The organism is Duganella sp. GW821-FHT07F09 (assembly GCF_059418705.1).
Genome location: NZ_JBWKQJ010000011.1, coordinates 222,957 through 249,309, shown reverse-complemented (window position 1 = coordinate 249,309; position 26,353 = coordinate 222,957). Strand labels below are relative to the sequence as shown.

At 65.0% G+C, this 26,353-nt stretch carries 18 protein-coding genes; 10 read left to right on the top strand and 8 right to left on the bottom strand.

The window, feature by feature from the left end; genetic code table 11:
- The first annotated feature begins 92 nt into the window (after positions 1 to 92).
- Positions 93 to 917, top strand: coding sequence for a DNA-formamidopyrimidine glycosylase family protein (locus AC07P1_RS26700; RefSeq protein WP_494698684.1), 825 nt, complete (start codon positions 93 to 95; stop codon positions 915 to 917).
- On the opposite strand, the gene AC07P1_RS26695 is transcribed toward AC07P1_RS26700, so the two are convergent.
- The 3 genes from AC07P1_RS26695 to AC07P1_RS26685 form a co-directional block, all read right to left on the bottom strand.
- On the bottom strand, positions 859 to 2,271 hold the full coding sequence (locus AC07P1_RS26695; RefSeq protein ID WP_494698683.1) for a GntP family permease: 1,413 nt from the start codon (positions 2,269 to 2,271) through the stop codon (positions 859 to 861). The two genes, AC07P1_RS26700 and AC07P1_RS26695, sit on opposite strands and share 59 nt — an antisense overlap.
- A 151-nt stretch (positions 2,272 to 2,422) precedes the next feature.
- Complete coding sequence (locus tag AC07P1_RS26690; protein ID WP_494698682.1) at positions 2,423 to 4,270, bottom strand: glycosyltransferase family protein; 1,848 nt, start codon at positions 4,268 to 4,270, stop codon at positions 2,423 to 2,425.
- A complete protein-coding gene (locus tag AC07P1_RS26685) occupies positions 4,267 to 5,217 on the bottom strand; it encodes a glycosyltransferase (RefSeq protein ID WP_494698681.1) in 951 nt (316 codons plus the stop codon). Before AC07P1_RS26685 ends, AC07P1_RS26690 begins: the two co-directional genes overlap by 4 nt.
- 168 nt (positions 5,218 to 5,385) lie before the next feature.
- Here AC07P1_RS26685 and AC07P1_RS26680 point away from each other — a divergent pair, with 168 nt between their 5' ends.
- From AC07P1_RS26680 to AC07P1_RS26665, 4 genes are all read left to right on the top strand, one after another.
- Positions 5,386 to 6,558 carry a TIGR04552 family protein gene (locus AC07P1_RS26680; protein WP_494698680.1) on the top strand — a complete coding sequence of 391 codons (1,173 nt, stop codon included), beginning with the start codon at positions 5,386 to 5,388 and terminating at the stop codon, positions 6,556 to 6,558.
- An 82-nt stretch (positions 6,559 to 6,640) separates the two neighbouring features.
- Positions 6,641 to 7,672, top strand: coding sequence for a hypothetical protein (locus AC07P1_RS26675; RefSeq protein WP_494698679.1), 1,032 nt, complete (start codon positions 6,641 to 6,643; stop codon positions 7,670 to 7,672).
- A gap of 84 nt (positions 7,673 to 7,756) precedes the next feature.
- The gene (locus tag AC07P1_RS26670) at positions 7,757 to 8,794 is read left to right on the top strand and encodes a hypothetical protein (RefSeq protein ID WP_494698678.1); all 1,038 of its coding nucleotides are present in this window, start codon (positions 7,757 to 7,759) and stop codon (positions 8,792 to 8,794) included.
- Positions 8,795 to 8,823: 29 nt separating this feature from the next.
- Complete coding sequence (locus AC07P1_RS26665; RefSeq protein ID WP_494698677.1) at positions 8,824 to 9,270, top strand: hypothetical protein; 447 nt, start codon at positions 8,824 to 8,826, stop codon at positions 9,268 to 9,270.
- Between the two features lie 184 nt (positions 9,271 to 9,454).
- Here AC07P1_RS26665 and AC07P1_RS26660 read toward each other — a convergent pair whose 3' ends face one another.
- The 5 genes from AC07P1_RS26660 to AC07P1_RS26640 all read right to left on the bottom strand — a co-directional run bounded on the left by AC07P1_RS26660 (position 9,455) and on the right by AC07P1_RS26640 (position 19,581).
- Complete coding sequence (locus tag AC07P1_RS26660; protein ID WP_494698676.1) at positions 9,455 to 12,613, bottom strand: S8 family peptidase; 3,159 nt, start codon at positions 12,611 to 12,613, stop codon at positions 9,455 to 9,457.
- Positions 12,614 to 12,629: 16 nt separating this feature from the next.
- The gene (locus tag AC07P1_RS26655) at positions 12,630 to 13,400 is read right to left on the bottom strand and encodes an NF038120 family PEP-CTERM protein (RefSeq protein WP_494698675.1); all 771 of its coding nucleotides are present in this window, start codon (positions 13,398 to 13,400) and stop codon (positions 12,630 to 12,632) included.
- A gap of 448 nt (positions 13,401 to 13,848) precedes the next feature.
- Positions 13,849 to 16,485, bottom strand: coding sequence for an aminopeptidase N (gene pepN, locus AC07P1_RS26650; RefSeq protein ID WP_494698674.1), 2,637 nt, complete (start codon positions 16,483 to 16,485; stop codon positions 13,849 to 13,851).
- A 137-nt stretch (positions 16,486 to 16,622) separates the two neighbouring features.
- A complete protein-coding gene (locus AC07P1_RS26645) occupies positions 16,623 to 18,680 on the bottom strand; it encodes a prolyl oligopeptidase family serine peptidase (RefSeq protein WP_494698673.1) in 2,058 nt (685 codons plus the stop codon).
- Between the two features lie 112 nt (positions 18,681 to 18,792).
- Positions 18,793 to 19,581 carry a hypothetical protein gene (locus AC07P1_RS26640; RefSeq protein ID WP_494698672.1) on the bottom strand — a complete coding sequence of 263 codons (789 nt, stop codon included), beginning with the start codon at positions 19,579 to 19,581 and terminating at the stop codon, positions 18,793 to 18,795.
- Positions 19,582 to 19,711: 130 nt separating this feature from the next.
- Here AC07P1_RS26640 and AC07P1_RS26635 point away from each other — a divergent pair, with 130 nt between their 5' ends.
- From AC07P1_RS26635 to AC07P1_RS26615, 5 genes are all read left to right on the top strand, one after another.
- Positions 19,712 to 20,290 (top strand): TetR/AcrR family transcriptional regulator, encoded by a 579-nt coding sequence (locus AC07P1_RS26635; protein ID WP_494698671.1) that lies wholly within the window; start codon positions 19,712 to 19,714, stop codon positions 20,288 to 20,290.
- Positions 20,291 to 20,373: 83 nt separating this feature from the next.
- Complete coding sequence (locus AC07P1_RS26630; protein ID WP_494698670.1) at positions 20,374 to 21,084, top strand: SDR family oxidoreductase; 711 nt, start codon at positions 20,374 to 20,376, stop codon at positions 21,082 to 21,084.
- Positions 21,085 to 21,454: 370 nt separating this feature from the next.
- Positions 21,455 to 22,045 carry a hypothetical protein gene (locus AC07P1_RS26625; RefSeq protein ID WP_494698669.1) on the top strand — a complete coding sequence of 197 codons (591 nt, stop codon included), beginning with the start codon at positions 21,455 to 21,457 and terminating at the stop codon, positions 22,043 to 22,045.
- 326 nt (positions 22,046 to 22,371) lie between these two features.
- On the top strand, positions 22,372 to 23,730 hold the full coding sequence (locus AC07P1_RS26620; RefSeq protein WP_494698668.1) for an MFS transporter: 1,359 nt from the start codon (positions 22,372 to 22,374) through the stop codon (positions 23,728 to 23,730).
- 229 nt (positions 23,731 to 23,959) lie between these two features.
- Positions 23,960 to 26,353 carry a S9 family peptidase gene (locus tag AC07P1_RS26615; RefSeq protein ID WP_494698667.1) on the top strand — a complete coding sequence of 798 codons (2,394 nt, stop codon included), beginning with the start codon at positions 23,960 to 23,962 and terminating at the stop codon, positions 26,351 to 26,353.

Genomic DNA, 26,353 nt, shown 5'->3' with positions numbered 1-26,353 from the left:
ACAGCAATCGGACCGCGCTCGGTGGGGTGGCGAACAGTACGGATGGGCCGGCCGGCGCACACTGATCCCTTCATTGCAACCCGGAGCATTCCATGCCTGAAGGACCATCGATCGTCATCATGCGCGAGCAGACGGCCGGCTTCGTCGGCAAAACCATCGCGCAAGCGAGCGGCAACACCAAGGGCGTCGACATGGAGGCGCTGCGCGGCCAGCCGGTGCTGGACCTGCGCAGCTGGGGCAAGCACTTCCTGATCCAGCTGCCGAACCTGGCGCTGCGCATCCACCTGCTGATGTTCGGCAGCTACCGGATCAACGAGCGCAAGGACGCGACACCGCGCCTGAGCCTGGCCTTTGACGATGGCGAAGAGCTGAACTTCTACACCTGCTCGGTCAAGACGCTGGACGGCGACCTCGACAGCCAGTACGACTGGCGCGGCGACGTCATGTCCGACGAATGGTCGGCGGCGGCGGCGCTCAAAAAGCTGCGCGCCGCGCCGGACACCCTGGTGTGCGACGCCCTGCTCGACCAGAATATCTTCGCCGGCGTCGGCAACATCATCAAGAACGAGGTGCTGTTCCGCACCCGGGTCCATCCGCTGTCGACGGTGGACGCGCTGCCGGCCGCCAAGCTGCGCGAGCTGGTGGCGCAGGCGCGCGAATACAGTTTCGATTTTCTGGAATGGAAGAAAGCCTTCGTCCTGAAGCAGCACTGGCTGGCGCACACCAAGCGCGTCTGTCCGCGCTGCGACCTGCCGTTTCACAAGGGGCATCTGGGCAAGACCAAACGCCGCAGCTTCTTCTGCCCCAACTGCCAGAAGCAGTATCCGCCGCCGGTCACAGTGACGGTGAAGGTGCCGGCTAAACCAGCCCGGTCAAGTAGTAAACCGCGATCACAAAGAACACCGCCGCCGTCTTGATGACCGTGATGCCGAAGATCTCGCGGTAGGATTGCTTGTGCGTCAGCCCGGTCACCGCTAGCAGGGTGATGACGGCGCCATTGTGCGGCAAGGTGTCCATGCCGCCGCTGGCCATGGCCACCACACGGTGCATCACCTCCAGCGGAATTTGCGCCGCCTCGGCCGCCCGGATGAACTGGTCGGACATCGCCGCCAGCGCGATGCTCATGCCGCCCGATGCCGACCCGGTGATGCCCGCCAGGGTGGTCACCGACACCGCCGCGTTGACCAGCGGATCGGGTACGCTCTTGAGCGCGTGGCTGACGGCGACAAACCCCGGCAGCGCGGCGATGACGCCGCCGAAGCCGTACTCGGAGGCGGTATTCATCGCCGCCAGCAGCGCGCCGCCGACGGCCGCCTTGGTGCCCTCGGCGAACGCGTCGCGCACTCGGCCGAACGCCGTCACGACCACGAAGATGATACCCAACAGCAGCGCGCCCTCCACCGCCCAGATCCCGACCAGCGTTTTGATCGGCGTGGTGATCGTCGCGTGCAGGCCGGGCAAGGCGTCGGCCGTCAGCGCGTAGGTTTCGCCGTACCAGACGGGGATCATTTTGGTCAGTGCGAAGTTGACCACGCCCACCAGCAGCAGCGGCGCCACCGACAGCAGCGGATGCGGCAGCGCGCCCAGGCCGGCCTGTCCCGCCTGCCCCGCCGGCTTGGCTTTATCCTCGATGCCGTAGCCCTCGCCGGTGGCCATCACCGAGCGGCGCCGCCATTCCAGGAAGGCCAGGCCGGCCGCCAGGGTGGCGATGCCGCCGATCGTGCCCAGCCACGGCGCGGCCCAGCCTGTGGTCTTGAAGAAGGTGGTCGGGATGATGTTCTGGATTTGCGGCGTGCCCGGCAAGGTATCCATCGTGAACGAGAACGCCCCCAGCGCGATGGCCCCAGGCATCAGCCGCTTGGGGATGTTGCTCTGACGGTAAAGCTCGGCGGCGAAGGGGTAGACGGCGAACACCACCACGAACAGCGACACGCCGCCGTAGGTCAGCAGCGAACACACCAGCACGATGACGGCGTTGGCGCGCGTGCGGCCGATGTAGCGGATCGCCGCGACGACGATGGATTCCGAAAAGCCGGACAGTTCGATCAGCTTGCCGAACACCGCCCCCAGCAGGAACACCGGGAAATACAGCTTGATGAAGCCTACCATCTTGTCCATGAAGATACCGCTGAACACCGGCGCCACCGCGCCCGGATCGGTCAGCAACACCGCGCCGAGCGCGGCCACCGGCGCGAACAGGATGACGCTGTAGCCGCGATAGGCGGCCAGCATAAGGAACACCAGTGCGGCGAGGACGATCAGGAAGGACATGCCGGCTCCATGCAATATTGGCTTCCGGCTATTGTAGAGTTAAATGCAACAGCCCGCCGCCCGCGTGCGCCAAACTTCGCCCGTCCCTCCCATCGGACCAGGATACCCCTGCGCCAGCCCTGCCGCTTCGCTTCCGTGCCGCGACCAGCGCTTACTTCGGCAACACCGTCACGCGGCACATCCGGTACGGATACGGCTCCTTGCCGACGGCCGCCTGGTGGGTGGCGCAACTGCCGGCATCGAGCTGGAGCCCGTATTGCGGCAGCTTTTGCGCCAGCCCCTCGACGGTCGCGCGGTCGAGCGCGGCCAGGTCGAGACGGTGTCTGGCCGGCAGATCGAAGGTGCAAGCGCCGTCCGGCAAGTTGCGCACCTCGACCGTGCGCTTGAGCAGCCACGCCAATTTGCGGCAGCCGGACGGACTGTCCGTCAAGCCCAGCGCCTGGGCCACGGCCAGCTTGCGCAGGCGCGAGCCGTCGCGGTCGTTCTTGCTCGCGGTGAACAGCACGTAGTGCGGACCGGCGCGCTCGGCGACGGCCTTCTCGCGCAGCGCGTGCCAGGCCGGCGATTCCGGGAAACCGGTGCCCAGCGAAATGATCTTGACGTCGTGCGGGAAGAAGATCGACATCCAGCCCGCCGGCGGATTGGGCTGGGCGAGGAAGACGATGCTTTGCGCCGGCGTGGCGAACGCCGGCACCTCGGCGCTGAAGGCGCGCTCGCCCCACGCCTGGTGGCCCCAATTAGCGACCGGAAACACACCGGCGACCAGCAGCGCCAGCGCCACGCCGGCCAGCCGCTGCCGGGCCGGCGCCAGATAGCGCCAGACGATCCAGATCATCAGCGGCGCCAGCAGTTCGAGCGGCACCAGATAGCGGTAGATGCTGAACATGCGCATCCAGACGACATAGGCGGCGACAAAAAACACCAAGGTGAAGGCGGCGCGCGGATTGAGCGTCGGCGGTGCGGTGCGCGGTTGGCCGCCGTGTCGGCCGGCCCGGGCGCGGCGGCGCAACAACCAGACCACGGCGAACGCCGCCAGCAGCACGTATAGCAACGGCCACACCGCCAGCTTCATCGGCAACTCGGAGACGCGGCGCGTGTTGAACGCGAAAATGAACGGCCACAGCAGGTTTTCGATCCAGCCGACCGGACGGAAATAGAAGTCGATGACGCCGTTCTCGGTCGCCAGCGGGCTGTGGAAGATGTTATTAAACTGCGGGAACAGCGGATTGCCGAAAGTGTTCCACATCTTGACGAACCACCAGCCGGCCGTCGCCGCGATGCCGCCGAGCACACCCACGCCGAACACCAGCGCCAGCCGCAGGCGCCGCCACCACGGCAGCGGCACGGTCAGCAAGGCCAGGCACAGCGCCACGGCGTAGGTCGCGTTGGTCAGCTTGAGTCCGGCGCTCACGCCCATGGCCACGCCGGCGCCGGCCATGGCCAGCACCGTCCCGGCGCGCCAGCGCGGCAGCGCGTCCCAGTGGCGCAGCACGATGTACAGCGCGCCGAGCACGAACAGCGCCGTCAGGTTGTCGCCCATCGTATTGCCGAGCTCGCTTAAGAAACCGGGGGCGAACATGCACGCGCCGGCCAGCAGCAGCACCAGGCGCTGGTGCTTGCCGATCAGCTCGCGCGCGATGCCGGCCAGCAGCACGAAGTTCAGCCCGTGCAACGCGCCGAGCACGAAGCCGACCAGCTGCGGCGGCAACCAGCGGTTCAGGAAATAATACGGCAGGTCGACGGTGGGATTGAAATAGGTCTGGAAACCGGACGGCGCCAGATCGACACCGATACGGCCGTTCATCAGCGCGTGCGCGTTATACAGATGATAGTTGCGCATGTCCCAGCCGTCGTCCTGGCCGTTCATCACCGACCACAAACCCAGCAGCACGGGCACGATCCAGGCCGCGTGCCACGCGGCGCGCGGATGGCCCAGAAAAGCGGTGCTGCGGGCGAACCAGGCGTCCAGCGCCGCCAGGCGGCCGGTCATGAAGCTCACGGCGCGCCCTCGTCGAACGACGGCCCCGGCTTGGACAGATAGGCGAAGCGCTTTTGCTCGATGCGGCCCTTGGTGACGGCATCGAGCATGATGCCGCACGCCAGCAGGATCAGCGCCACCAGCATCAGCGACGCGCACAGGGTGGCCGTCGGCAAGCGCGGCACCAGGCCGGTCCTCAGATACGTGGTGAGCAGGGGCTGGGCCAGGATGACCGACAGCAGCGCCGTGAAGAAGGTGCCGATGCCGTAGAAGGCCAGCGGCCGCTCGGACTTGAACAGGCGGAAGATGGTGCCCAGGATGCGCACGCCGTCGCGATACGTGTTGAGCTTGCTGACCGAGCCTTCCGGACGCGATTTATACGAGGTCGACACCTCGGCCACCGGCATGCGCAGCGCCAGCGCGTGCACGGTCAGCTCGGTCTCGATCTCGAAGCCGGCCGAATGCGCGGCGAACGATTTGACATAGCGCTGCGAGAACACGCGGTAGCCGGACAGGATGTCGGTGAACGTGCGGCCGAAAATGAACGACACGCAACCGGTCAGCATGGCGTTGCCGAAGCGGTGGCCGGGCCGGTAGGCGTCCTGCTCGGCGCTGACGCGGTTGCCGACGACCATGTCCAGCCCTTCGCTGAACAGCTGCTCGACCAGTTGCGGCGCCACGCTGGCGTCATAGGTGTCGTCGCCGTCGACCATCACGTAGGCGTCGGCCTCGATGTCGGCGAACATGCGCCGCACCACGCTGCCCTTGCCCTGCGCCGGCACGTTGCGCACGATGGCGCCGGCCTCGCGGGCGATGCGCGCGGTGCCGTCGGTGGAATTGTTGTCGAACACGTAGACCTGCGCCTGCGGCAGGCAGGCGTTGAAATCGCGCACGATGGCGGTGATCGTCAACGCCTCGTTATAGCAAGGCACCAGGATGGCGATGCGCTTGGTGCTCAGTTTGTCCATGGGGCTTAGCGAAAGAAATCAAGGCCGCCATTATAAGCTTGCGAAAAACAAAACCCTAGTTATTTGCTATTGAGCAATAAGAGACACTGTCGGCGGCAACCATTGGTATCGATTGACGCTCGCGGAACAGGCTGCAATACTGGGTCATCGCAGCCCATGCAGGACGCCATGACTGAACTACGAGCCTCGCTCAAGAGCGGTGGCAGGTTCTCGCTGAACTGGAGCTATCTGAATGCCATCGCCAACGGCGTGTCGGCCATCGACCTCGGCGCGCTGGCGTTGCGCAATCTCCACGACGCCCGGCAGTTCGTGCGCGAGTACGGCTTCGACCTGGAGCAGCCGGCCGCCCCCGCGATCATCGCCCGCGCCCACCGCGAGGCGGTCGACTTCCTCGCCTGCACCTTCCTAGCCCCGGGCCAGGCCGGCTTGATCCCCGAGGAGGTCAGCCATCCGGACGATCCGCTGCAATTGCTGGTGTACGCCTCGCTGCGCGGCAACAACGTCGATGTGCGGCGCATGTGGTCGTGCGCCGTGCTCAAGGTCATGCACGGCATCTTTTACATCGACAACAACCTCAAGCTGCGCCACTTCCACGCCATCCGCGAGCAAGTGTTCGCCACCCTGGACGAGGTGATCCGGCACGACGGCGACCGCCACTTCCTCACCGACGGCGAGGTCTGCCTGCCGATGCTGCACTACGAGCGCAAGGACAACAAGGGCCGCAAAAGCATCCTGCTCAAGCTGCTGCAAAAGGCCGCCTACCTGGCCGCCGACATCTTCGACCACCTCGGCGTGCGGCTGGTGTTCGCCACCCGCTTCGAATGCCTGCTGGCACTGCGCAGCCTGCAGCGCGCGCACCTGCTGTCGGTCACCAATGTCGACGCCGAACGCACCCGCAACACCTTGCTGGACCTGGAGGCGGCCAAGCAGATCTTCAACAAGTACCGCGCCCAGATCGAGCACAGCGACGACTATCCGTTCGAGCTGCTGCGCACCATGGACGCCGAACTGGCCGACCTGGCGCAGCCGCAGACGCGCTGCGACAACCCGCACAGCGGCAGCGGCTTCAACAGCATCCAGGTGACGGTGCGCAAGATGATCCACGTCCAGCCGGACCACCCCAACATCGGCGCTGGCGGCGAGCAGGAATACGACGTCGGCTTTTTCTTCGAGTACGAGATCCAGCTGATGGACCAGGCCAGTTACGAGCGCAGCCTGGCCGGCCCCGCCAGCCACGACGCCTACAAGCGGCGCCAGATCGACACGGCGCGCACCCGTGTGTTCGGCCGAGAGCTGCTGCGCTGGATCGACGAGCAATTTCCAATGCAAACCAGAAATTAAAAATTAGACAAGCCCTTGTCAGGCTGATATCATGGCTGCCTTTTTGAGCCGGCGTCCCGCTGGCCTGCGAGCCAAGGTCATCATGAAACGTCTCACCATATTGCTCGCCATCGCCTCCATCCTTTCCGCTTGCGGCGGCGGCGGCTCGAGCGCCCCCCCCCCTAGCGCGCCCGCCCCAGTGGTCGACACCCGTCCTGTGGTCGATATCGTACCGACGGCCGGTGATTTTTATTCGTACCGGATGTCCGTCAGTTCCAGCGCGGGCGACAAGCCTTTGCCAGCAACGCCGGATTACACGCGTTTTTTTGCATACGCGATAAGCAAGGTCAATAACGACGGCTCTTGGGTGGAGATTGACATCGATGCTATCCAAGCGTCCCGGATGGAATGGCACCACCGTTCTGACGGCGCGCTGACGGCGACCAAAAGCGCACGCTGCACCAGTACCTACACCCCGGTCGTCTACGACATCCCGAAAGATTTAACGGTCGGCAGCGAATGGACCCTGATCTCAACCAGAAGCTATGTGGGTGACTGCAGTTCTGGAAACGAAATAAAAAGCAGCAACAAAGTAACCGGGCTGGAAACGATTGTGCTGAGCGCCGGCACCTTCAATACCGTCAAGATCGTACAGACGCCCACCAGCATGAAGTACGAGAATTTCACAGAAACTGTCGAGAACACGGTTTGGTGGGACGCGGTTACCCATCAAATGGTCAAGTACGTCAACCAGAACATCCAGACTATGAACGACGGCAATAAATTGCGCATCGTTACAAGCGGGGAACTGATCGGCTACGCCAGCGCGAAACAAGGGCGCAAGAATCTGAATATCGAACGCTTCGCCGGCCCATGGGCAGGCGCCTACTCGGGCACCTACAGCGGCAAGTGCGCCGGGGCAGTAAGCCTCGCCGGCAAACTGGACGCAGACTGCGGCGACGGCCTGTTCAGCGTTCACGGCGACATCGACGTCAACGGCAAAGGCACTTTCTACCTGACCGTCAACGGTGTCAAAGGCGCGAGCTTCAGCGGCGCCTTCGAATCGCTATTCACCATCTCCGGCGTCTGGTCCGCGGGCACCGCATCGGGCACCTGGAAGCTCGAACACCAGTAATGGCGCGGCAACGCGCACCGTTGGCGGTGCGCCGCCGAATGAAGGTCGGGGTTAACATGGAGTGCCATGTTGTCGGAGAAGATATTGCCGAATGCCCCGCACCTTTATTTGCTGTGTCATTTGCTTGGTTGCCTGCTGCTGGCTGCGCTGGCCGGCGATGCCGGCGCCGCAGCCAGCCAGGATGCACCGCTCAAGGTGACCGTCACGGCCACCCGCGATCCGGTCGACAAGTCCTACCGCAAGATGGTCGCCGGCATGGAGCGTTTCGAGCGCAACCGGGCGCTGGCGCCGCAGGCCAGCTTGCGCTTCAAGTTGCTGCCGCGCCTGCCCACCACGCGGCTCGACGGCATCACCTTGCGGGTGGTCGGCGACACCGTCGCGCTGCCCGTTCCCGTCGCCCCCGACCATACCTTCACCCTCGACCGCGATAGTCAGGCGCTGCGCGAAGACGCGGCGCTGATCGCCAGCAGCAAGACCAGCACCTTGACCTGGCGCGCGCAGGTGCGCAGCCCCAACGTGCCGCCCGGCATGCGCCGCCTCGGCGACCTGCGGCTCGAATGCCAGGTCGGCGTCGAGGCGGGCCTGCTGTCGAACAACGCCAACGTGTTCGCCTGGCTGGGCGAACTGCTCACCGATCCCGACCGGGTCTGCGCTTCCGCCGACGGCAACTACCTGTTCTTCGCCGAGCGGCCGCTGTTCGGCGTCACGCTGCGCGACGGCGCCCGCACAGAAACAGTGCCGTTTTCCATGCTGTACGCGGGCGGCACGCAAACGCCGGACACCCTGCCCTTCTGCGATTGCCAAGTCTTGCTCGACCGCAGCTACTACGCGCCGGTATGGGACCGCCGCTGGTCCGACGATACCCTGGTGGCATTCGACTACATGGACGACGCGCCAGGCGCCGGCACGGTGCCCATCGCCGACAGCCACCGCACCACGGCGCAAATGCGCGCCGCGCTGGGCCCGGCCACCACGGCGCGCTTCGACAGCGGCTACCAGGTCTGGCGCTACCAATATCCAAAGGCTAAGCCCGAAGGCAACGGCCCCGCCTACGCCGAATTCGTCATCCTGTTCGGCCCCGACGGCGTGGCGCGCAAAGCACGATTGAGCGAGCCCTTGTAAAGCGGCGGCGATTGGATCATGATGAAATGATGAAAATTCCTCTCCACTGCCGCTCCCTTCGTCTTGCCACGGCAAGCCTGTTGATGCTGGCCGCCAGCGCCTGCGGCAGCGCACCGCCGGCCACGCCTGCCACGCCGACAGCCAGCAAGACCGAACAGCTGTGGAAGAAAATCCAGGCCGCCAACGCCGACACCAGTTGCGACACGCAAAGCCAATGCCACACGATAGGCTTCGGCTCAAAGGCCTGCGGCGGCCCCGAGCGCTACATGGCCTGGTCGAGCAAAAACAGCGACGGCGCCGCGCTCAAGGCGCTGATCGACCAGCACGCCGCCGCGCGCCGCGCCGACGACGAGCGCGAGCAGATGATGTCGACCTGCTCGATGGTCAGCGACCCCGGCGCCAGCTGCCGCGCCGGCCAATGCACGCTCAACGCCACCTCCCCCGGAAACACCACGGATCCACGCAGGGCGGATTAGCGGGCGAGGCCCGCCAATCCGCCCCGGGGGCCCATCGAAGAGACAGCCTACCTGGCCGGTAGGCTTTGAGAGCGCAGCGTAATCGGCCATGCAAGCGCCGCCACCAGTCGATCAAGCGCCAAAAAAACAAAAAAACCCGCGAGCCCAACAAGCCTCGCGGGTTTTTCACCTCCACACTAAACGCTTAGAACGCCAGCGTCTCCTTGGTGCGCGAGTTCTTAAACAGCGGCAACGGATCGGTGGTATCGACATCGATCACCGTCGCGCCCTGCTTGACGCCGCCCAGCAGATAGTTGACCACGCCGACATGGCGCACGCCAGGCGCCAAACCTGACCAGCTCATGCCCACGCTGGCCGTGCCGCCCACCGTGGCAGAGCTTGGCAGAACCACCTTGAAGTTGCCGCCCGTCGAAGGCTGCACCACCCAGCTCGACAACGCGTAAGTGGCTTGGCCGCCGTTCGGCCGGAAGCCGATCACGCAGACGTTGTAATCGCCGGCGGCCGGGGCCACCATCTGGATCGTTTCGTTGGCCGTGTCGCCGCCGCTGCTGAGGATAGGCGTGTTGCCGCGCATGACGATCAGGTCCAGGTCCGAGTCGCCGGGGACGGCGCCGGTGGTGTCCGTATCGAACAGCGAGAAGCGCGCCAGCAAGGTACCCGCCGGGATCGTCACCGGATGCAGGTTGACGCCGGTCGCGGCGCCGGCCTGGCACAGCGCCGCGTTGCTCAGGTTGGTATTGGCGGTGGCGATGCCGCGCGTGTCGCGGGTGGCCGGCAGCAGGCCGCCCTTGACCGCGCTCATGGCGCCGGCAAAGCCGGTGCCGACCGTGACGACCTTGCTGCCGGTGGCCGCCTCGCTGTAGACGCTGGCAGGGGCCGACAGGCCGGTGCCGCGCGCCGTCAGCGGGCTACGCACGACATGGATGCCGTCTTTCCAGGTCAGCGCGCCATAAGCCCAAGTGTCGAGCGGGGCGCTGGTGCGGGTCAGCTTGACGGTGAAGCTGGCTTTCGCGCCGGCCGCCAGCACCAGGGTGGACGGCTGCACCGAGACCGTGAAGCCCGGCAGCGAGGCCGTGGCGTTGTAGGTCGCGGTGGTGTTGCCGACGTTGGTGACGGTGCGCGTCATGCTCAAGGTGCCGAGCACGTTGGAGGCCGTCAGCGAGGCCAGGTTCAGGTTGTACGCGGCGATGGCGCCGCCCAACGTGGTGCACTGGGCGGTGGTGTAGATCAAGCCCTGGCCGCACAGGAAGCGCGCGTAGTCGTTCGGCGCGATGTCGTACACCAGGCCGGGATCGGCCGCCGAGTTCGGCGCGATGTGGCCGGCGCCCTGGCCCCAAGGCAGCATGCCGGCGTTGGTGGCGCTGCTGTCCCAGGCGACCTTGCTGGTCAGGCCGTCGCTGAAGGTGTCGGTCGCGCTGGTCATCAGCGCCGACTTGATGGCCGACGGCGTCCAGGTCGGATGCAGCTGCTTGAGCAGCGCGGCCACGCCGACCACGTGCGGCGAGGCCATCGAGGTACCGCTGTAGAAGGCCCAGTCCGACACAGGCGACGGCGAACCGGCGGCGACGGCGTCGCGCTGTTCGCGCGTCAGGTCGGCGGTGACGGCGGCCAGGATGTCGGTGCCCGGCGCCGCCATGTCCGGCTTGAGGATGTTGGCGTTGGCCACGTTCGGACCGCGCGAGGACTGGCCCGACATGATCGGCGCCTGGACCGACGCATCGAAGGTGGCGCGCAAGTTGCCCAGCGAGGCAACCGCCGTGGCCGGATTGGCGGCGATGTAGCTCTTCAGGACGGCGGTGTTTTCCTTGACGATGTGCACCGTCGAGATCGTGTGCGCCTGGTTGATGATGGTCGTCGCGCCGCCTTCGACGTTGGCGATGACCACGCCGACCGCGCCGGCCACCTTGGCGTTGGCGCTCTTGTTGACCAGCACGTTGCCGCCACGGTCGCACACCACGATCTTGCCGGCGACCTTGGCCGGGTCCAGCAGCGGCGCCACGGCGTCGGTCGCGCCGAAGCAACGGTCCAATTGGAGGGGATCGGCGCCCGGCAGGCCGGCGTCCTTGGCCAGCACCAGCGGCGAGGTCGGCGTGTTGGCGTTGCTCGATGCGCCGGTCAAGGTCGCGCCGCTGCCGGTCACGGCGTCGGCCAGGTAGATGCGGTTGTGGGTCGAGTTGCCGACCGAGGCCAGCCACGGGCTGATGTGGCCCGCCGGCGCCGGCGCCGTCGCGGTGGGGCCCTGGTTGCCGGCCGAGGTGGAGACGAACACGCCGGCGGCGGTCGCGCCCAGGAAGGCCTGTTCGGTGGCGTCGGCGAACGAGCCGCCGCCGGCGCTCGAACCGATCGAGAAGTTGATGACGTTGACGCCATCCTTGACCGCCTGGTTGATGGCGGCCACGCTGTTGGACGGCGCGCAGCCGTTCTTGCCGGTGGCGGCGTCGGTCCAGCACACCTTGTAGGCGGCGATGCGGGCGCGCGGCGCCATGCCGCTGACCTTGCCCAGGTTCAAGCCGTTGGTCAGCGCGGTCACGCCCGCGTTGCCCGCCGCCGTGCTGGCGGTGTGGCTGCCGTGGCCGCCATGGCCCTCGGTGCCGGCCACCGAATCACGCGCGGACAGGAATTCGGTCCAGTGCAGTTGCTGGCCGGCCTGCTTGAAGTAGCGCGCGCCGATCAGCTTGTTGTTGCAATCGGCCACGCTGAAGCCCTCGCCGGTGTCGCACGTGCCCTTCCAGGTGGCCGGCGGCGCATCGTAGACCACGGTCGAGCCGCTGTGGCTCGGGTTGCCGTTGCCGTCCACGCGGTCGGCATAGCTCGGGTTCTCCGGCCAGATGCCGCTATCGACGATGCCAACGATGATGTTCTCGCCCGAGGCGCCCTTGCCGCCGAGCTGTTCCCACAGGCCGCCGGGTTTGTCCAGGCCGAGGAAGCTTGGCGTGTAGCTGGTGTCGAGCTGCATCATGGAGTCGGCGGTGATGGCGGCCACGCCGCTGTTTTTCTTGAGCGCGCGCACTTCGTCGTCGGTCAGCATGGCGGCGAAGCCGTTGAAGACGACGTCGTATTTATGGGTGATCTCGGCGGCGCCGATGGTGTTGATGACCGCGCTCTGCTTGGTGTCGAGGTAGTTGATGTAGGTCTGCACGGCGGCGGCGTCGACATTGAGGCGCTGGCCCTGGGCGGGCATCGTCGCGGCCAGGCCGGCGACTTGGCCGGTGTAGGTGGCGACCGGCTTGTCGGTCAGTTGCACGATGTAGGAGCGGCGCACGGACTCGGCGTTGGCCGGGCCGGCGCTCGTCAGGGCGGCGGCCAGCAGCAGGACGGCGGCGGAAATAGGACGGAGTTTCATGTGGGGTGTTCCTTGCTCAGGCGTTGATCGAGGCGGCGGCGGCTTTGGCTCCCGCCTTGGCGCGGCGGCGCGACAGCAGGCCCACCAGGCCCAGGCCGAGGCCCATCATCGCGTAGGTTTCCGGCTCCGGCACGGGTGCGACCGGACCCACGGCATTGATGTTGAGGTTGTCGAAGGCGAACTGCGCCTGGTTTTCCGCGCCCGGCAACGGGCTGTAGCAGCCGCCGACGCCGTCGAACAGGCAGGAACTGATGACCAGGCTGCTCAGGCTGACGTTGCCGAAGGCCGTCAGCGTGTTGGTGACGAAGGGCGAACTGCCCAGCGCGTCGAGCAAGGGGAAATCGTAGGCGACCGAAATGGTGCCGCCGTCGGCGCGCGTGCCCAGCAGGGTCAGCTGCCCCCACGAATAGCTGGGCAGGCCGCCGACCGGTGCCAGGAAGGCGTAGTCGATGCTCGACACTTGGAAGGCGGCGTTGTCGCCGCGCGCCACCTTCAGGCTGCCGTCATTGAGACCCATGTAGAAATGGCTGGCGTTGCCGGTCGGGCAGGCGGCGATGGCGCACAGATACGGGTCGCTGCCGTTGCCGATGGCGCCGGCAAGACCGGTGCCGTCCGGACCGGCGGCCGGCGTATCGATCACGGTCATCGTGTAGCCGTTCTCGCCCAGGGTCTCGGTGCCGCCGTAGATCGACGGGCCGATCGATTCGAAATCGATCACGGCGGCCATGGCCGGAGTGGCGCTCATCAGCGCAAGGGCGCCGAGGGCGGCGCCGGTTATTTTTTTCAAATGCGCTTGCTTCAAGTGGTTCATTTCACTGCCCTTTTGATGAAAGTAATGGCCCCGTGGTCCGCCGGACCGATCGCCCGCTGGACCCTTGTCTACTTTTTGTAGGTAACAATGAATATAAACAAACAACACAATTTGAGTAACTTGAGATTAATAATTATTGTTCATTAACAGTAATAAATTACCAAATAAAATCTTGCTTCCGCTATGAAACCAATGTCATCGCGCCGTCATAAAATTGTGCGGTTTTGATCACTTTTGTGTTGTTCTTTTACAAAACAAGAACGTCCGAATCGCAACCATTCAGTTCGTTAAAAGTTAGGGAAAGGAAGTAAATTCCGGCATTTTCACGCTACGTCCGCGCTTGTCGCACCTATCCTCCGGCAAAGCGCCTGGACCAAAAAAAAGCCAGCGCATGGCTGGCTTTTCCGAATAACGCGAGCGGCAATTAAAATACTGTCATTGCTTTCTTGATAGCAACGCAGCGCTCATCTTCCTGATGCCTTACCAAAAGAGAACGTTTAGTGCCGGTCGACAAGTCCGGCAATTTAACAATTGCCGCCTGCAGACGGGCCACGCTGGCCGGCGTGCAACTGGCCGGTATCATCGTGTCCGCGTAGGAACGCATGAAGACCGGGCCGGCGGCCTTGTCGACCTGCCCCAGCGTGGCCAAACGCCGCTCCGCGCTGAGCTCGCTGAGCGCGCCCTGGCCGGCCGGATACATGACCTCCATCGCCTGACGGATCTTTGAGAACGGCAATTTGGTTTGCAGATCGCCGATGGTGGCCAGCCACTCGGCCTTGACCTTGGCGTCCGGACGGATCACGCGCGCGGCCAGCGCGGCGGCCTGTCCGCTATCGGATTTGTCGCGTTCCTGCTCGGCCGCCACCAAAGCCTCGCTGCCCGGGTAGGCGAACCGGTTCAAGCGTTCGACGATATCCCAGCGCACGTCCTGGCTGACGTTCAGGCCAGGCACCACCAGCTTGCCGCCGAGGATGTCGGCCAGTTGCGCCAGCGCCCGCTGGCTGCTGGCCACGTCGACAAACGTGGCGAACCAGCGACGCTGGAAGTTCTTGTCGGCGCTGGCGGCGCCGGTGGCCGCGAACGCCATCTGTTCCAACTGCCCGCCCACCTTCGCCCGGTACGCGGCCGCCTGCGGCCCCATATTGTCGAGATAGGCCCTGGACTGCGCCACCTTGGCGAGGATATTGCCCAGCAAGGTGTAATCCTTCTCGCCCGGCGCCTGGGCCAGTACGGTGCCCAGGAAGGCATTGAGCGGCAGCTTGCCGTCCCGCACGCTGTCCCACAGGCTTTGCCACAGCATCGAGCGCAGCAGCGGATCGTCGACCTTGTTCAGCCCGGCCTGCGCGGTGGCGAACGACTTCTTATCCAACGCCACTTTGGCGTAGCCCCAGTCCTGGTAGTTCGGATACACCAGGTCGGGACAGGCCGCGCCCTCGAGTTCGGGCACGGCGGTGGCGGCGCCCTTGTAGGTCACGGCCAGGTTCTTGCTGAGCGACATGCCGTCCTTGCCCAGGTTGAACAGGCCGATCTGCACGCGCTGCTCGCGCAGGGTCGGCATGGCCGCGCTCGGCGCGCTCTGATGCAGGCTGAACGATTTGATCTTGCCGCCGGAGCAGCTGAACTCGGCGGCGATGGTGTTCACGCCCGGCTCGTACAACCATTCCCTGGTCCATGGACCGAGGTCGCGGTTGGCGGCCTGGGCCAGGCTGCCGATGAAGTCGTCGAGCTTGGCGTTCTGGTAGGAATACTTGACCAGGTAGTTGTGCACGCCCTGGCGGAATACCTCCTCGCCCAGCAGGTGGCGCAGTTGCTTCAAGGTCGACGCGCCCTTCGAATAGGTGATGGCGTCGATATTGTCGAAGGCGTTGGCGGTCGACGGCACCGGCGTTTCGATCGGGTGCGTGGTGACGCGCTGGTCCTGTGTGTAGGCGTTCTGCTTGGCGTTGGAATAGAAACTCTGCCAGGCGTGGGTGAACTCGGTGGCCTCGGCCGTGGCCAGGGTGCCCATGAAGGAGGCGAAGCTCTCGTTGAGCCACAGGCCGTTCCACCATTTCATCGTCACCAGGTCGCCGAACCATTGGTGCGCCATCTCGTGCATGATGACCCCGGCCAGGCTCTCGCGCTGCGCCGCCGTCATCTCATCCTGGTGCAGGAAGGCCCGTTCGGCGAAGGTGATCGCGGCGGCGTTTTCCATCGCGCCGTACAGGAAGTCCGGCACCAGCAGCTGGTCGTATTTCTCGAACTGGTAGGGCACGCCGAAGTACTGGTCGAAGAATTTCAGGCCGCGGCTGGTATAGCCGAACCAATCCTTGGGCGAGACCTGCGCCGCCACCGACTGGCGCGCGAACAGGCGCATCGGATATGGGCCGCTGTTGTCCTCCCACACCTTGTACGGGCCGGCGTGCATCGAGAAGTTGTACGGGCTGAGCTTTTTGCTGCGCGGGAAGGTCCAGCGCTTGCCGCCGTCGACGTCGGTCACGCCGGATTCGCGCATCGTCGACGACACCACCCAGTCGGCCGGGGTGGTGACGGTCACCTGGAAGGTACCCTTCAGGTCCGGCTGGTCGAACAGCGCGAACATCTGGTGCGCGGCGGCCGGCTCGAAGTGCGAGTACGTGTAGACGCGGCCGTCGACCGGATCGACCATGCGGTGCAGGCCCTCGCCGTTGGTGCTGTGCAAGCGCGTGTAGGCGATGGCGACCGTGTTGCGGCCGGCCTTCAGGTCCTGCGGCGCGAGCGTGATGAACCATTGGTTGTATTGCGGCGTGACGGCCTTGCCGTTGACGGTCAGGCTGGCGATGGTCGCCTTGTCGAGGTCGATGGTGAGCGGTTGCGCCGCGTCGCTCAGGTCGAACGTTAAGGTGGTGGTGCCGGAGAAGGTTTCCTTGCCCGTCAGCGCGAACTCGAGCGTGTAGTCGACATTGCCGACGCGCGCCGAACGGGCGGCGGCGTCCTCTTGCGACAGATAGGCGTTCTCGGCGCGCGGCGCGGAGGTGGTGGGTGCGGCAATGGCGGCGCCATAAGCGAGCAGCAACGCCAGGACGATCAAACTTTTTTTCATTTTAACATTCTCAAATATGGAAACGCCCGCAATGACAGCGGGCGTTAAATCTCACGAGGAAACACGTAGGGCGGATTAGCGCAGCGTAATCCGCCAAGAGCCGCCAGCGGCCCCGCCGGATCACGCACAAAGCACGATTACTTCTTCAGATAAGCATCCAACCAATCGATCACCGTGTGATGCCACAGCACCGAGTTCGCCGGCTTCAACACCCAATGGTTCTCATCCGGGAACACCAGCAGCTTGCTCGGAATACCCTGGCGCTGCAGCGCCGTGAACGTGCCCAGCCCCTGCGAGGTCGGAATCCGGAAATCCAGATCGCCCTGCACCACCAGCATCGGCGTCTTCCACTTCTTCACCTGCAGCGCCGGGTTGAACTTCTCGTGCATTTCCGGCACGTCGTAATACGGGCCGCCGTTTTCCCACTCGGTGAACCACAGCTCCTCGGTGGCGTAGGCCATGCCGCGCGTGTCGAACACGCCGTCATGGTTGACGATGCACTTGAAGCCGTCGGACCAGTTGCCTTCGATCCAGTTCATCATGAAGCCGCCGTACGACGCGCCCAGCGCGCAGCTGCGCTCGCGGTCCAGCCACGGGAATTTTTGCACCGCCGCCGCCAGGCCCTTCTGCAAGTCCTCCAGCGGCTTGCCGCCCCAGTCGCCGCTGATCGAATCGGTGAACTTCTGGCCGTAGCCGGTCGAACCGTGGAAGTCGATGAACACGGTGGCATAGCCGGCGCCGGCGTACACCTGCGGATTCCAGCGGTAGCTCCACGAGTTGCCGAAGCTGCCCTGCGGGCCGCCGTGCACCAGGAAGGCGATCGGATACTTGACGCCGGGCTTGGCGTCCCACGGCTTCATGACGTGGCCGTAGACGGTCTCGCCGTTGGCGCCGGCGAACGAGAATTGCTCGAACTCGCCGAACTTGACGTCGGCCAGCGCGGCCGCGTTCACCTCGGTCAGCTGGGTGGCCTTGTCGCCGCTGCCGCCGAGCTTGAATTTGTACAGCTGCGCGCCCGACGACAGGCTGGCCTGCGCCATGACGATGGTGTCGCGCGCGACGTCGAAGCCGCTGACGTAGCCGTTGCCGGTCAGCTTGGCGACCTTGCCGCTGGCGGCGTCGATGCGGAACAGCGGATGCTGGCCGATGTCGTCGGCGGTGGCCAGCAGCGCCTTGCCGTCCGGCGTCCAGCGGTAGTCGGCGATCGAACGATCCCAGCTGTCGGCGACGGTGCGCTTCTTGCCGCTGGCCACATCGACCAGCACCAGATGGAAGCGGTCGGCCTCGAAGGTCGGCTTGTCCATCGCCAGGTAGGCCAGCGTCTTGCCGTCGGGCGAGTAGCTGGCCTTGGTGTCCCAGGCCTGGTTGTCGGCGCTCAGGTTGACCGGCGCGCCGCCGGTGGCCGGCACCGTGTAGACGTCGAAGTTGGTCGACCACGCCTCGGTCTTGCCGGCGATGCGCGCGGCGAACACCACCGTCTTGCCGTCGGGGCTGAAGCGGTACTCGTCGCGGTCGCCGAACGGCTTGGACGGCACGTCGCCGTCGAGCGCGCCGCTCAGGCTGACCGGCTGCGCGCTGACCTTGCCCGTGGCGTCGATAGGCGCCGAGTACAGCACGTTGTTGCGCCCGTCCGCCCAGGTATCCCAGTGGCGCACGAACAGCTTGTCATAGAGCTTGCCGCTGGCCTTGTCCTTGGCCTTGGCGTCCAGGCGCGATTTGGTGCAGGCCAGGTCGGCGCAATCGCGGAACACGGCCAGGCTCAGCGCCAGGCGGTCGCCCTGCGGCGACAGGCGGAAGTTATCGACGTCCAGCGGCAGGTCGGTGACCCTGGCCGCCTCGCCGCCGGCCAGCGGCAGCCGCCATACCTGCGACGAGCCGGAACGGGCCGACAGGAAATAAACGGCGTCGCCGTTGGGCGACCATTCGGGATCGGTGCTGCCGGCGTCGGCCTGGGTCAGGCGCACCGGCGCGGCCTTGGGCGCGCGCAGGTCCAGCATCCACAATTGCGTGTTGCCGCGGTTTTTATCCATATTGGTGGAACGCACGGTGTAGACGACGCGGGTGGCGTCCGGCGACAGCGCGGGGCTTCCGACCCGTTCCATCTTGACCAGGTCTTCCACGGTGAAGCCGCGCGGCGCGGCCATGGCGCTGGAGGCCGCAACAGCGGTCCCAAGCAGCAGCAGGGGTAATCTCATTCGGGGATCTCCGACGTTATAGAAAAATACCGGCTGGTGGCCGGTCGTCGACCATCATACCAAGTTCGCGCCACGGCAAGTAAACTGTTACTTTACGCAACTTTAGCGCGGACTACCGGTGCTTGGGGAACTCGTCGATGAAACGGCGGAAGGCGGGCGTATGGCGCGCCTGGGCGATGGCCTGCCAGTAAGCCTCGATTTGCGCCTGATTCTTTTGGTAAAAGGCCTTGTTGACGGTCAGGTAGATCGGCGTCTTCTGGAACGGCGCAGGCAGCATTTCGATCTGCCCCCGGTACTTGCGCGCGATCAACTCGCCGCCCTCCTCGCGCTCGGTCACGACCGCCGCCACCCGCTTGCCCGCCAGTTTGGCGAACACCTGGTCCACGCTGGAAGCGCTGTCGTCGACCACGATGTCCATCTCGCGCAGCATGGGCATGTGCAGCAGATCCGGTTGCGTGCCCACCGGTTGGCGGCCCAGGCCGATGAAGCGCCGGCCGTCCCAGGCCACCGTGCCGCCCCGCCGGCGGGAGACGGCGAAGGACAACTCGCCGACGCCGCGGCCGGGATCGGGCTGCGCGCCCTTCATCGGATAGGCGCCGTAAGCGGCGCGCTCGGGCGTGAAGGCGGCCAGCATGGCGTCGACCTCGCCGCTGCGCAGGCGGTTCATGCACTGGGAACGGGGTGCCACCAGCTGGCGGATCGCCACCGGCTGCAGCGCCGAGGCGCGCCGCAACAATTCCAGCGCCTGGCCGCAGCCGTCCGGAAACGTCATCGGCGAAAACGGTTCGTCGAACACGCACACCGTCATGTCCAGGGGCGCCGTCTGCGCGAACGATGGCGCGCCCGGCGGCATCAAAGACAGCAATAGCAATCCGTTCAAAACCTTGGCTTTGGTACGCACAGTAGATAACCTATATTCACCATCGGTACCCTAACTATATAGTTGGCATTCAGCATTGTCTATCAAACAATAAGTAACTCCCCGCGAAACAACGCTTGACTTTTTTAAGACGACCGGTCATATTAGACGCATGCCCAAACCTAACGTCAAAGAACAAATCGTCGCCGCCGGAATGACCCTGCTTCACAGCAAGGGTTTCAACGCCACCAGTGTGCAAGACATCACCGAGGCGGCCGGGGTGCCGAAGGGTTCGTTCTACAACCACTTCACCAGCAAGGAAGAGCTGGGCGTGGAGGTGTTGCAGCGCTATGCGCAACAGGCCGGGCAGATCGGCGCCCTGCTGGGCGAGTCGTCGCCGCCGCCACGGGAATGGCTGCGCGGCTATTTTGGAAAGCTGGTCGAATCCAACGTAGCGTCGGAATTCAACGCCGGCTGCATGCTGGGCAATTTCAGCACCGAGCTGTCGAACCAGAGTCCGGCGATCCGGCACACGGCGCGGCAGTCGTTCGCGTCCATGAGCGCGATGCTGGAAGAAGTCATCGCGCAAGGGCAGCGCGACGGCAGCATCGCCAGCGGGCAGCCGGCCGGGGAGCTGGCCAATTTCACCGCCGACGCCTGGCAAGGGGCTGTATTGCGCGCCAAGGCCGAAAAAGACCGGGCGCCGCTGGACCGTTTCGTCGACATGGTGCTGAACCACATTGTCGTGTGATCGTTTTTTTTCTCCGGTTTTAAGATGACCGGTCATATTGCAAGCTGCACTCTCAAACCGTATTTACATCGAAAGGTATCATCATGAACTTCAAAGACTCCGTCGTCCTCGTCACCGGCGCCAATCGCGGCCTGGGCAAAGCCCTGGCCGAAGCTGCCGTCAAAGCCGGCGCCCGCAAGGTCTATGGCGGCGCGCGCAATGCGGCATCGGTCACCCTGCCCGGCGTCACACCGATCAAGCTGGACGTGACCGACGCGGCCGACATCGCCGCCGCCGCGCAAGCCATTCCCGACCTCACGATTCTGATCAATAACGCCGGCATCTTCAGCGGCACGGATCTGACCGCGCCCAACGCCTTGCAAGTGATGCAACAAGAACTGGACACCAACTTCTTCGGCCCGATGGCGCTGAGCCAGGCTTTCGCACCGGCGCTCAAGAACAACGGTGGCGGCGCCGTCATCAACGTGTTGTCGGCGCTGGCCTGGATCAGCATGCCGGGCACCGGCACCTATAGCGTGTCCAAGGCGGCGGCATGGGCGTTGACCAACGGCTTGCGCGGCGAACTGCAAGCACAAAAAACCCAGGTGCTGGCGGCCCACATGGGTTACATGGACACCGACATGGTGGCCGGCATCGAGGCGCAGAAAACCGCGCCGGCGGAGGTCGCGCGCATCATCGTCGCCGCGCTGGAAAACGGCGATGACGAGGTGCTGGTCGACGACATCAGCAAGCAGGTCAAGCAGGGCCTGGGCGCCCCGCGCGGCGCCTACCTGGGCGCGCCGCTGGCCGCCTGAAATCGCTGCGACGCAACAGAGGAAGCCGCGCCGCACAAGGCGCGGTTTGATACAAAACTTTTTTTGATAGTGACTCGTAAACGCCTACACGGTTCAAGAAAATGGGTGCATAATTTCCCACTCAGTCAGGTAGAGTACGCATCAGTAATCACCGGCATGGCATGTGTATAACGCGTTTTCCCCGCCGGTAATCTTCGAAGTTGAGACTTATTATTGCAGCACAATTATTGCTTTTTAACTAGTTGTGAACAATTGTAAATCGACGTTGAATGAGCTGGGCTCGGCGCTAAGGTAAACCCACTGGCCGCGCTGGCCGCAGAGCATTCCTCGCTTGCCGCGCAGCCGAAGTCAGACGAATACGGGAAACGTTATGCTAACTGCCACTTATGTCCTACTGACACTCTCCATCGAACAAAAAAAAGAACGCCACTTCATCTCGCGGCTGCTGCAGCATGTGCAGTCGATCGCGCGCCGTCCACAGGAGATCGACCCTGTGTTCATCGAGTCCCAGCTCAAGGAGCTGACCAGCTTTGCCGAAGCGCGCCACCAGCGCAAGGTCGAAGCCTGCCTGATGCCCGCCGTGCGCGCGGCCGATTCCAATTGCACCGCGCTGATGAACGACCTCGAGACGCTCAGCCGGCTGGGCAGCGCCATGCTCAACGCCGTGCACAAATGCCTGCGCCGGGCGATGCGCCGCAGCGCCTCGCAAGGCAAATTCCTGTGCCGCACAATCGACCTGTATTGCCAGAATCTGCTCAAGCGCCTGGACAAGGAGGAACAGGAACTGCTGCCGCTGGCGCAAAAGGTCATTTCCAGCGACGAGTGGTTCGAGATCGGCACCCAGTTCCTGGCGCAGGAAGACGGCGACGCCGCCACCAAGCCCGAGCTGCGGCCCCGCCGCAACCTCGGCACCATGAACTACAACGCCCGCGCGATGGGCGCCGGCGCCGCGCGGGTTTAACCCCGCAGAACCCGGCCCGGAAGGCCGCACCACCTTGGAACCACGTAGGGCGGATTAGCGCAGCGTAATCGGCCATCTATGCGCCGCCGGCGGCTCACAGATGGCCGATTACGGCGTTCCGCCTAATCCGCCCTACGCGCCTCCGACGTGCCATCGACGTACCATAATGGTGCGCCAGCACATCCTTTGTTGTTTTGAGTTCCCCATTGCGCCAAACGCTTGCCTAAGAATTTAGGCACGGCTAATATCGGCTACATGCAGACCACTCTTGCCCCCGCATCGTGAACCATGGCGCCACGCTCCTGCACCTGCGCGGCGCCGCCGGCATGGATGCAATCTACCGCAAGATCAGCTGGCGCCTGCTGCCGCTGCTGATGCTGTGCTGCGTGGTCGCCTACATCGACCGCGTCAACGTCGACCTCGCGCAGCGCCACATCCAGGACAGCCTCGCCTTCGGCAACCACGTCTTCGCCTGGGGCGCCGGCGTGTTCTTCTTCGCCTACGCGCTGTTCGCCGTGCCTTGCAATCTGCTGCTGGAAAAACTCGGCACGCGCAAAATCCTGCTGCGCATGATGCTCGGCTGGGGCGCGGCCACCGCCGCCGGCGCCTTCGTGCGCACGCCGCTCGAGTACTATACGATCCGCTTCCTGCTCGGCATGTGCGAAGCGGGCTTCTTCCCCGGCGTGATCCTGTATCTGACCTACTGGTATCCGGCCGCGCGGCGCGCGCGCGTGTTCGCCGTCTTCGCGTCGGCCACGCTGATCGGCGGCATCGTCGCCGGGCCGCTGTCGGGCGCCATGCAACAGGCGCTGCATCTGCACAGCGGCATGCAGGGCTGGCAATGGCTGCTGCTGGCGCAAGGCCTGCCGGCCGTGCTGCTCGGCATCGCCGCCTACTTCTATCTCGACGACCATCCCGACGATGCCAAATGGTTATCGGGTTTCGAACAGCAGATGGTCAGGCAGGATTTGAACCGCGATGAAACCGCGCTGGCCAAGGCCGCCGGCATCGACGAGGACGAGGACGACGGGGACGAACCGCCGTCGGCCTTCGCCATCATCTGGTCGCTGCTGCGCGATCCGGCCATCTGCCTGCTGGCGCTCGCCAACCTGATGTTGGCCGGCGCCAGCTACGCGCTGGCGCACTGGGTACCGGCGCTGATGCAGCGCTGGGGCGCGGGCGGCCCGCTGCAACCGGGCCTGCTGGCGGCGATACCCGCCATCGTCGGCATCGTCGGCATGATCGCCATCGGCTACGACTCGGACCGCCGGCGCGAACGGCGCGGCCACTTCATCGCTTGCATGGTGCTGGCCGCCGGCGGCCTCGGTCTGGCCATCGCCGCCGACAATGGCCTGGCGTGGTCGCTGGCCGGCCTGTCGCTGGCGTCGCTGGGCATCTCGTCGGCGCTGCCGCTGCTGGTGGCCATCCTCACCGATCTGCTGAACCGCCAACGCGCGGCCACCGGCATCGCGCTGGTGGGCGGCCTGGCCATGATGGGCGGCGCCTTCGGCCCGGTCATGAGCGCGCGCGTGCTGGCCTGGGGCGACAGCGCCGCCATGCTCGCCGCGCTGATCGGCATGTACCTGGCGGCGGGGCTGCTCCTGATGCTGGCGCTGCGCATGGCGCCACGGCGCGGCGGCCCGGACGCCAAGGACGGCCTCAGGGACAAGATGGCCCGCAACTGACTGTTCGGGTAGTGGACTGCAACGTTTAATTGGGAGCGAAGGACGCGCAGGCGGCGTGCAGGGGCAAGGCGTAAAGCGCAGCGATAGCCCGCTATCGCGAGCATTTGCGACGCAGCCATGCGCGTTGCCTGTGCGGCAGGCGCTACCGATTAAGCGTTGCGGTCCACTATAATCGTGGACGCGTCGCAATCCGGCGCTCCCGTTCACCCAACTTCAAAGCGAACCATCCATGCGTTTTGTCCTGCCATTCTCCACCACGTTGGCCGCCAGCTTTGCGGCGCTGACGACGTTAGCAGCCCACGCGGCCAATGCCACTCCCACACCGATCACGCTGGACCAGGCCATGGCCAATCCCGACTGGATCGGCAACCCGGTCGAATCGGCATGGTGGGGCTGGGACAGCCGCCAGGTCTACTTCAAGCAAAAGCGCGCCGGTTCGCCGCTGCGCGACACCTTTCAGATCGCCGCCGGCGCTGCCAAACTGGTGGACGACAAGCAGCTGGCAAACCTCGACAATCCCGATCCGGTCTACAACCGCGATCACACCCGCGCGATCTTGCTGCGCAACGGCGACCTGTTCGAACGTGACTTGAAAAGCGGCGCGCTGACACAAATCCTGCGCGGCACCACGCCGGCCGCCGATCCGCAATACACCGCCGACGGCGCCGGCGTGCAGTTCCGCGTGGGCAGCGACTGGTTCAGCTGGAGCCGCGCCGAGCGCCTGGTGTCGCCGGTGGCCGTGCTGCGCACCGCCAAGGACCCGGACGCCGCGCCCGACGCCAGCGCGCGCCGCGACTTGCAACTGCGCCTGCTCTCGACCCTAGCGCGCCAGAAGGAGGAGCGCGACGCCCTGCGCGACCGCCGCAACCAGGAGCGCGGCGCCGACGCCACCCGCGCCCCGCAGCCGGTCTACCTGGGCGAGAAGGTCGTCATCGAAACGAGCGCATTGTCGCCGGACGGCCGCTATCTGCTGGTGGTCACCAGCGCCAAGGACGGCGACAAGCGCCGCGTCGGCAAAATGCCGAAGTACGTGACGGAATCGGGCTACGAGGAGACCGACGACGAGCGCAAACGCGTCAGCGACGAAGGCCCGCAGCCGCAGCAACTGAAGCTGATCGAACTGGCCACGCGCAAGGTGACCGAACTGTCGTTCGACACCCTGCCCGGCATCAATGTCGATCCGCTGGCCGAGATGCGCGCCGCGCGCAAGCTCGATCCGCTGAAGGGCAATCGCGGCGTGCGCTTCGAAAGCCGCGACGAATCGATCCGCTGGAGCGACAACGGCAAGCAGGTGGCCGTGATGGCGCAGGCAATCGACAACAAGGACCGCTGGATCGCCACCGTCGATCTGGCCGGCGCCAAGCTGCAGCCGGTGCACCGCCTGACGGACGCCGCCTGGGTCAACAACCGTGGCAACGGCTTCGGCTGGCAGCCGGACAACAGCACCTTGTGGTACCAGTCCGAGGAAAGCGGCTACGCCCACATCTACCTGCAACCCGCCGCCGCGGGCTCGGCGTCGCGCGCGCTCACCTCGGGCAAATGGGAAGCGAGCAACGTCGAATGGTCGGCCGACGGCAAGACCGCCTACTTCATGTGCAACCCCAAGCTGCCAGGCACCTACGAGGTCTGCTCCAGCGCCACAGGCAATGGCGCGCTGAAGGAACTGACGTCGTTGGGCGGCGTGGAGAGTTTCACCTTGTCGCCGGACGGCCGCAAGCTGCTGGTGCGCTACTCGACCGCCTACATGCCGGCGCAAATCGCCACTGTCGATAGCAGCGGCGGCGCCGCCAAACAACTGACCGACACCCGCAACGCCGACTACAAGGCGCGCGAGTGGATCACGCCGCAAATCGTCGCGGTGCCGTCGACGCACGGCGCCGATCCGGTATGGGCCAAGCTGTATCGTCCGGCCACGCTGGAGCCGGGAAAAAAATATCCGGTCGTGATGTTCGTGCACGGCGCCGGCTATCTGCAAAACGTCACGCAGCGCTTCCCTGTCTACTTCCGCGAACAGATGTTCCACAACCTGCTGGTGGAAAATGGCTACATCGTGCTGGACATGGACTATCGCGCATCGCTCGGCTACGGCCGCAACTGGCGCACCGCGATCTACCGCCAGATGGGGCATCCGGAGCTTGAGGACTACATCGACGGCTTGAACTGGATGGTGGCCAACCACCAGGGCGACGCGAAAAACGTCGGCATCTACGGCGGCAGCTACGGCGGCTTCATGACCTTCATGGCGCTGCTGCGGGCGCCGGACCAGTTCAAGGCAGGCGCCGCGCTGCGCCCCGTCACCGACTGGACCACCTACAACCACGAGTACACCGCCAACATCCTCAACACGCCGGAGCTGGACCCGGAAGCGTACAAGGTGTCCTCGCCGATCGAATACGCCGACAAGCTCAAAGGCCACCTGCTGATCGCGCACGGCATGATCGACGATAACGTGTTTTATCAGGACTCGGTGCGCATGGCGCAGCGCTTCATCGAACTGAAAAAGGACAACTGGGAACTGGCTTCCTACCCGCTGGAGCGCCACGCCTACGTGCATGCCGAAAGCTGGTACGACCAATACCGCCGCATCTATCAACTGTTCGAACGCACGCTCAAAAAGGAGTGA

What these genes read in the sequence shown, in the direction of transcription:
- AC07P1_RS26695 (WP_494698683.1), bottom strand. Translation starts at nt 2,271, where the DNA reads ATGTCCTTCCTGATCGTCCTCGCCGCACTGGTGTTCCTTATGCTGGCC.
- AC07P1_RS26680 (WP_494698680.1), top strand. Translation starts at nt 5,386, where the DNA reads ATGACTGAACTACGAGCCTCGCTCAAGAGCGGTGGCAGGTTCTCGCTG.
- AC07P1_RS26675 (WP_494698679.1), top strand. Translation starts at nt 6,641, where the DNA reads ATGAAACGTCTCACCATATTGCTCGCCATCGCCTCCATCCTTTCCGCT.
- AC07P1_RS26620 (WP_494698668.1), top strand. Translation starts at nt 22,372, where the DNA reads ATGGATGCAATCTACCGCAAGATCAGCTGGCGCCTGCTGCCGCTGCTG.
- AC07P1_RS26665 (WP_494698677.1), top strand. Translation starts at nt 8,824, where the DNA reads ATGAAAATTCCTCTCCACTGCCGCTCCCTTCGTCTTGCCACGGCAAGC.
- AC07P1_RS26635 (WP_494698671.1), top strand. Translation starts at nt 19,712, where the DNA reads ATGCCCAAACCTAACGTCAAAGAACAAATCGTCGCCGCCGGAATGACC.
- AC07P1_RS26615 (WP_494698667.1), top strand. Translation starts at nt 23,960, where the DNA reads ATGCGTTTTGTCCTGCCATTCTCCACCACGTTGGCCGCCAGCTTTGCG.
- AC07P1_RS26685 (WP_494698681.1), bottom strand. Translation starts at nt 5,217, where the DNA reads ATGGACAAACTGAGCACCAAGCGCATCGCCATCCTGGTGCCTTGCTAT.
- AC07P1_RS26630 (WP_494698670.1), top strand. Translation starts at nt 20,374, where the DNA reads ATGAACTTCAAAGACTCCGTCGTCCTCGTCACCGGCGCCAATCGCGGC.
- AC07P1_RS26645 (WP_494698673.1), bottom strand. Translation starts at nt 18,680, where the DNA reads ATGAGATTACCCCTGCTGCTGCTTGGGACCGCTGTTGCGGCCTCCAGC.
- AC07P1_RS26625 (WP_494698669.1), top strand. Translation starts at nt 21,455, where the DNA reads ATGCTAACTGCCACTTATGTCCTACTGACACTCTCCATCGAACAAAAA.
- AC07P1_RS26700 (WP_494698684.1), top strand. Translation starts at nt 93, where the DNA reads ATGCCTGAAGGACCATCGATCGTCATCATGCGCGAGCAGACGGCCGGC.
- AC07P1_RS26660 (WP_494698676.1), bottom strand. Translation starts at nt 12,613, where the DNA reads ATGAAACTCCGTCCTATTTCCGCCGCCGTCCTGCTGCTGGCCGCCGCC.
- pepN (WP_494698674.1), bottom strand. Translation starts at nt 16,485, where the DNA reads ATGAAAAAAAGTTTGATCGTCCTGGCGTTGCTGCTCGCTTATGGCGCC.